The 6,864-nt window shown below is 37.6% G+C and carries 9 protein-coding genes; all 9 read right to left on the bottom strand.

What is annotated here, in order from left to right; translation table 11 throughout:
* Positions 1–405 precede the first annotated feature (405 nt).
* The 9 genes from Q0779_RS21935 to Q0779_RS21975 all read right to left on the bottom strand — a co-directional run bounded on the left by Q0779_RS21935 (position 406) and on the right by Q0779_RS21975 (position 6,610).
* On the bottom strand, positions 406–1,038 hold the full coding sequence (locus Q0779_RS21935; RefSeq protein ID WP_298776047.1) for a hypothetical protein: 633 nt from the start codon (positions 1,036–1,038) through the stop codon (positions 406–408).
* Positions 1,039–1,241: 203 nt separating this feature from the next.
* Positions 1,242–1,652, bottom strand: a complete 411-nt coding sequence (locus Q0779_RS21940; protein WP_298776049.1) for a hypothetical protein — start codon at positions 1,650–1,652, stop codon at positions 1,242–1,244.
* Positions 1,645–2,094: a hypothetical protein gene (locus tag Q0779_RS21945; RefSeq protein ID WP_298776050.1), complete on the bottom strand. Its 450-nt coding sequence runs from the start codon at positions 2,092–2,094 to the stop codon at positions 1,645–1,647. Before Q0779_RS21945 ends, Q0779_RS21940 begins: the two co-directional genes overlap by 8 nt.
* Before the next feature lie 422 nt (positions 2,095–2,516).
* Positions 2,517–2,969, bottom strand: a complete 453-nt coding sequence (locus Q0779_RS21950) for a hypothetical protein (RefSeq protein ID WP_298776051.1) — start codon at positions 2,967–2,969, stop codon at positions 2,517–2,519.
* A complete protein-coding gene (locus tag Q0779_RS21955) occupies positions 2,966–3,826 on the bottom strand; it encodes a pesticin C-terminus-like muramidase (RefSeq protein ID WP_298776052.1) in 861 nt (286 codons plus the stop codon). Before Q0779_RS21955 ends, Q0779_RS21950 begins: the two co-directional genes overlap by 4 nt.
* 166 nt (positions 3,827–3,992) lie before the next feature.
* Positions 3,993–4,445, bottom strand: coding sequence for a hypothetical protein (locus Q0779_RS21960; RefSeq protein ID WP_298776054.1), 453 nt, complete (start codon positions 4,443–4,445; stop codon positions 3,993–3,995).
* A 3-nt stretch (positions 4,446–4,448) separates the two neighbouring features.
* Entirely contained in the window at positions 4,449–4,892 is a 444-nt protein-coding gene (locus tag Q0779_RS21965) for a DUF1240 domain-containing protein (RefSeq protein WP_298776056.1), read from the bottom strand.
* Positions 4,892–6,040 (bottom strand): hypothetical protein, encoded by a 1,149-nt coding sequence (locus Q0779_RS21970; RefSeq protein ID WP_298776058.1) that lies wholly within the window; start codon positions 6,038–6,040, stop codon positions 4,892–4,894. The genes Q0779_RS21965 and Q0779_RS21970 overlap by 1 nt, the downstream gene beginning before the upstream one ends.
* A gap of 138 nt (positions 6,041–6,178) precedes the next feature.
* A complete protein-coding gene (locus Q0779_RS21975; protein ID WP_298776060.1) occupies positions 6,179–6,610 on the bottom strand; it encodes a hypothetical protein in 432 nt (143 codons plus the stop codon).
* Positions 6,611–6,864: the final 254 nt, after the last annotated feature.

A 6,864-nucleotide genomic window follows, 5' to 3' on the forward strand; every position in this document is an offset into this window, starting at 1 on the left:
AGCTTCCATGGTCGCGGTCTGCTTAATGACTTCCCCTGTTTCTGGGCCCTTTCCTTCAAAAAAGTTGCTTCGTCTAATGTTAGTGCCGCTTCAGGCTTTTTAACTTTACAAGCCGATCCCACTTTCTCTAAATTAAGAGTAGCGCCCCCGCCCCTAGCTTTTATAAAGAGTGAGATTCACCTTAGCACCTACCAAATGCACGCCTGCGGGATCCACTTTCAAAAATCTGCCGATTTAACAGTGCCTGTCCATGTTATTTACTTTTCAGGTACTTGAAGCTTGTCATTTTGTTGTTGAATTGTACCCGCTTTACTCGAACGACAACTATCCGTTGCCTGAGCCTTAACAGAAATAGTCAAGATGACGCTAACAATAAAAAAGATCGTTAGCGTCAGTTTATATAGTTTATTGATTGAACTCGGCACAAATACTTTCCTTGCCATAGGTCATGAGTTCTGTCTCTGTCACATAATAATTATTGATGCCGCACACTAATCTCACCGCGTCTTCTGAGTCCATCGCAGCCAAACTAAAAAAAGTATGGTTATAAATAAAGAATGCCAGCATCACCTGAAGCAATATCACAGTCGTCAAAAATTGTATGACCCCTTTTTTATCGTGTAATTTTTTTGGCCAATTATGCCACATGGTCTCGCCATAGAGAGTTCTTCGATAAAAATCTAATGGTGCAAACAACATACATATTGCCGAGATGGGTCCCCAGTATACCGCGTTGGGCATATCTATGCCGGAAAAAAAATCAAACAGACTCAGCACTCCTCCCCACAATAAGGTCACAGCTAAAATACAACCGCCTTTGAGATGCATGCCCTTGCAAAAATAATAAATCCAAGCACCAATAAAGCCCCAAAAACTGTTAAACAACCGCTTTTCTCTAAAACTTAATGCCTTAAATTCCTTTGATTTAAAAATTTCGTCTCTGCTGCGAACACCTGCATCAAGCGCTTCAAACAACTTAAAACGTTGCTTCCATTTGTCTTTCACGGCTAAATTATCAATATTAAGTGTTTCATTCATTTTTTATCGTCCTTGATGTTAACGCTTTTATTTCAATGTCTATTGTTTGAATATGTCTCTTTCTATACTTCAATACGTTGTATTCACTTTCGTGTTAGGCAATAAATTGATTAAAAATAATCAGCACCCCCCCCCACCCAAATTAGCAGTTCTTAACAATGGCTGGCCCTATTATTCACAGGCCCTATTATTCACAGGCCCTATTATTCAATAAGATAACCTAGAATAACAAAACTAATAAAACCTAATATTCCTATATTAAAAAAAAGAGCCAGCAATCGATAAAGTAAATAATCTTTAACAAAAATAGTTTTGATACCCGCTTGCCATTGTGTGATTTCCGAATGATTAATTGACCACAAATAACGCATCATAGGGTAGCCAAACCAGGTGTAACTAACCAAGCTACCTATAAGCCATGACATATTACTTTCCATTAAAAATCTTGCACGATCTTTAAATTTTTCAGGGGTCTGTTCTATTATTGCTCTCATCATATGCCACTTTTTTTTTCTTAATTTAATACTCAAAAAAAACACAGACACAAAACTCAATAAACAACCTATAACAGCTGAAAAACCAGCAATATTTCTTATAACTTCAATATTATTCAAAAATCATTTCCTCCGCCCAGTCTCCAAGATCATTTGAAATATCACCGCCATTAAGTCCCCATGCTAAAGTCCCTGCACCTACAAGGACAATCGAAAGACCACCTGTTACAGGAATTAAACCAATACCGGCACCAATAGCCCAACCAGCAACTACATTTGTAAACATCGAAACCCCATTTTTAGTTGCCGCACGTTTGCAAGCTTCATTAAACTCATTATCTGCTGTACATTGCTCATAAATATCAGCAGCATTACTATACAAACCAAGTAGCGTCAACGCCCAGCCAACCTTACCGAGTTGACTACTAAACTTCATCGCTTCTTTATACAAACCACTCATATTGATGCCCGCGAGGGATTGGGAGAAGTTCTTGGCTTTATATAATTGGCGTTTATCAATGTTTAAGTAGCGATTGATATTCTTAACCTGAATATCTTTCACGTACCCTGGCTGGCCTACTTGTGTTAGCGCCCACTAAATGCACTCCTGATGGATCCACTTTTAAGAAGCTGCCGATTTAACAATGCCTGTCCATATTATTTTCTTCAAAAGAGGATTCGTTGCTGCTTCCCCCCTTTGTAGCTTCAGGTTTATAACCGATCGCGGGTTTTTACTCTTTAATTTTGTATCAGTGTGCGAGTTTGATGATCCCTAAATTCATACAATAAAAGCCGCACAGGGAAATAGTGCGGCAAGTTAATGGCATTGTGGGTGCGCAATGCCATCTTTAACAATACCTGTCCCTGTTATTTCCCTGTTATTTCTAGGGCAAGTACTCACCGTCAAGCCAAGTTGACATATGATAAAAAAGAGTTAATTTAAAAATTAACCAAATAAAAACCACTGAGAGACACCAGCCCAAATCACTGATTTATAAATTTTATTTCCATAACGGTTTTATCTTTTCTGTAAGGGTCGCTGCCTATTTTAGGCTTTAAAAAAAGCATAATGTGTTCTATATCGTTATTAGATAAATGATCTTTAAAGAACACATAAACTTGATCAATGTAAGTAATAATTATGATCAGTTCTTGATTTTTAAATTGTATAAGTCCATCACACCCACCTTGGAAGCAAAGCTCTCCTGTTGTTAATTTGTCCATTTTAATTATTTTTCCTTTTGAGGCGGCATGTTGCTTCATAAAATAATCATAGACAAACTCACCATCAAATGATTTAGCATTACCTATACGACCTTTAATGTAACTAATCGCATTATCATCGTGATAGATTTCCTGTATGGTATTGAATTTCTCTAATTCAAAGCCATTTGCCAGTAGTTGAGTACTAGCTAACGCTAATATTATGCTTTTCATAGTATTTCCTTTAACATTTCAGCTTCTAGCTCTCTTCTGGAACGATAGTCATCTCTAAAGTTCATTAAATTTGTATGCGCCGATTTCCAATCTTGATTGGTGACTTGTCTCCAAAAGTTAGGAGTTTTAATTTTTGAACTACCATATTGATACTCCACGGATGCAATAATCGTTTGTTCTTGGTAAGGTATACAATTAAATTTTACATTGCTATCCGAATTATATTTAGTCATCAGTCTTTCTGTGGCTTGAACTTTATTATTTAGGTAGATCTGTTCAGCTTGCGCTTTTGTTATTGTCAACGGCTTTTTAGCTAAGAACTTTTCAGCTTCTTCTTTTTTATAGCCAAGATAGGGTACTAGTTTATCAATTAATTCAATATCTAAATCAATATTTATAAGATCTTGTTTATTTCTAGCACCTAAATCAAAACCAACAGAAATCGTTACACCACTTTTACTGCCTTTTGGATCTGGTACATAAGCAGTCAGCTCCATTCCGCCCTCTAACACTTTAATAAAGTCAAAATCTATTTTCTCAGCACAATCATTATGTTGATTGCAATCAGAGCACAAATCTTCAGTAGATTCATTATCTTCATCATTCGCTGCCGTACCAGCTGCGCTATTACTTGTATTATTAGTGCCACCAGCACTACTCTCAGAACCCTCACCACTTTCACTGACCACACCCTGCGTTTGCACCATTTCTATTGCGGTGTAATCAAACTCCACTTCCTCAATATCAGTGACTTGAAGCGTTGCGGCCTGTTTAATGACTTCCCCCGTTTCTGGGCAGATGGCCTCGTCTAATGTTAGTGCAACCTCTGGTTTTTTAACTTTACAAGTCGATCCCACTTTCTCTAAATTAAGAGTAGCGCCCCCGCCCCTAGCTTTTATAAAGAGTGAGATTCACCTTAGCACCTACCAAATGCACGCCTGCGGGATCCACTTTCAAAAATCTGCCGATTTAACAATGCCTGTCCATGTTATTCGGTCCATGTTATTCGCATCACTACTCACATCAATACTTGTATTTGTTATTACAAAGCTCAGGTTCTATGACGTATTTAACCCCCATGGCTGGCATATAACCTAAAGGTGTCCCAGAGCAGCGAATGTAGCCTTTTTCCTCTAATGAACCGCTATAATAAATCATAAATACAGTGTTCGATAAAAGAGATACAACAAAACCCAATATCATTGAATAACTCCACCTTTTTTGGATATGTAGAGGCGCTTGCTTTCCCGTCACTAAAACATATCCCCCCAAAATAACCATACAAAACAAAAAAGCAGGCCCTGTCATTAAAAAAACATCAAATCGACTAAATACCATGATATTTTCATAATCAAAAAGTGCATTAAATGATCCCCAACCAAAATAACTTGATGCAATCGCGATACCTGAAAACAACACAATTGAATACAGACCTACTAAGCGCTGCTTCTCTTTAACAAAATCAATACACATCAAAATTTAATGAGTTTTCTTCTTACACAGCTGAGGTTCTTTAACATATTTAACCCCCATCGCTGGCATATAGCCTAAAGGTGTTCCAGAGCAGCGAATATACCCTAGCTTTTCTAAACGGGAAGTATGATAAACAGATATAAAAATCATTAAAATAAATCCCAAAACTGTAGATAAAATCATTGGCTTTACAAGTCTTACCCCATATTTATGCGGTAATTCTTTACCAGTAAATACAATATGAGATGGGAAAATAGTCACTAATAGCATCGGTATAGAAAAAATCGCTATCGCAACGCCACCTCTTACTATAATAATGACATCATCAAGCTGAGAGTTTTTAGTATATAAGGTACAACCAAGCAAAAAAATACCTACTGTCAATAACGCCCCTAATATCATTCCGAAGATAGATTTCAAATATATTGTTTTTGTCACAACTAAATACATTACAACATCCTTGGTTTTATTTTATCTAAAGATTGACGAACGTATTGCTTAATTTCTTGTTCAATCACTTTTTCCCCTTGTTCCAGCATACCATCGATCAACATAGCCCCCAAATCCCAAAAACCGTCTTCAATCTCACGTGCCTTCTCAACAACTTCTTGCTGGGCTTTTTCAAGTGATTCAACTACTTTATCCGTTATCCCATTATCTTCGTCAACCAAATTCAAAAATATTGATGTTGCCGTTCCAACTACAATAACTAAATTAGCCGCAACAAAAGGCGTCGCTAATAAAGCACCCACTCCCCAAGTAATGGCTGAAACAATGCCAATCTTAACCACATCGGTAGCAAGGGAGCCAAGATATCGAGCCAATTCTTGCTCATCATTCAGAATGAAGTCCAGTGTGCGATAAGCGGCTGCCACATAAAACGTTAATACACCACCTTGTTTAATGGAATTGGCTAATCCATATTTCCCGATCCCTAATTGCACCACTTTCATGTTCTTGAGACCATAAGCTGGGGCATTGAGTACTTTGCGTATGCCAGCATATCCCGTAAATTTAATCATTTCCGTTCCGGTTTTGTTGACATAAGTCGTTGCTTTAATGCCTAAGTTGCCAAACTGGGAAATAATCATAGATGTGGTGACCACATCCTTACCGTTCACCCCATAACTAATGACTATTTGACCTGTTGTGGTATTCGTCACTTCTTTCCATGTGGATTTCACGTCATCCCAACCTAAGGCTTGTAATGCCTCAAACGCCTCACCAACATTCAGTAACATCACGTGTTGATTATTCGCCTGTAATAGGTTTTGTAAGTCGTTATCTGGGAAGGTACGAGTATTGATAACCGCTAATTCTTCAGCCTCTTCTGTTTGGCTATTACTTGAGCTATTAGCTGAATTACCAGCTTGATTGGAAGCACTTGCTCCGCCTCCAGTCCCATAATTGCTTTGTGCATTCGCACTACCAGCCCCCTTCCACATTGCCCCTTGAGACTGCTCCAATTCTACGGCCTCGTACTCAAATACCACTTCATCACTTTCGACGGCTTCCATAATCGCGGCCTGTTTAATAACTTCACCTGTTTCAGGGCAGATGGCTTCATCTAATGTCATTGCTGCTTCAGGCTTTTTCACCTTACAAGCCGATCCCACTTTCTCTAAATCAAGAGTAGCGCCACCGCTCCCAGCTTTTATAAAGAGTCAGATTCACTTTCGCCCCCACTAAATGCACGCCTGCGGGATACACTTTCACAAATTCTATCGCACTCAGGCTTATCTAAAATTTTCTGTGCTTATTTGTTCTTGCTTCTTTTTAATTAGCCTCAATGTATAATCATCATTTTTATAATATTTTAATAACGCTGGTAAATCTTCTGGGTATTCTGTTATCAACACTCTAGTTGCCAATTGAGGGATCGGTTCCATATATTTACCATCTCGTTCACATAATAAAATTAATGTTTTCGTATCAAATTTATGGGGATGCTTCAATAAATGCCGTAATAACATTACTTTTAAATGGTCAGAACCTTGCTCATTTTCATCATCAATTAATATATATTCTATATAACTTGAACGAATGAAGCTCGGTGTAACATCGAGAGCAACATCATAAAGATTTTGACTAGCATTAATTGCAAAAAAAATAAAAATCAAGACTAAAAAGCCAAATAAAATTCGCTTAGTCTTTTTTATCATTCCCATTAAAATATATTCCTTAAATGCGTAATTTGCTCAAACGCTCCGCGTAACTCATCACGTTTATCATTATTAAATTCACCATGTGTTTTAATAAAGTCCCCAGTGATGTTATAACGCTTCTGTAACGTTCCAATTAATTGCTTAACAGCTCCAAATTGACTTGTAGATAGTGCCTTATTGGTATGTCTAGTCCTAAAATAGGTTGACGGTTTTTATTAAGCCAGTTGGAACCCCCGACTGGCTTTTTCATGTACTTC

It is taken from the genome of uncultured Shewanella sp., from assembly GCF_947491715.1.
Lineage (GTDB): Bacteria > Pseudomonadota > Gammaproteobacteria > Enterobacterales > Shewanellaceae > Shewanella.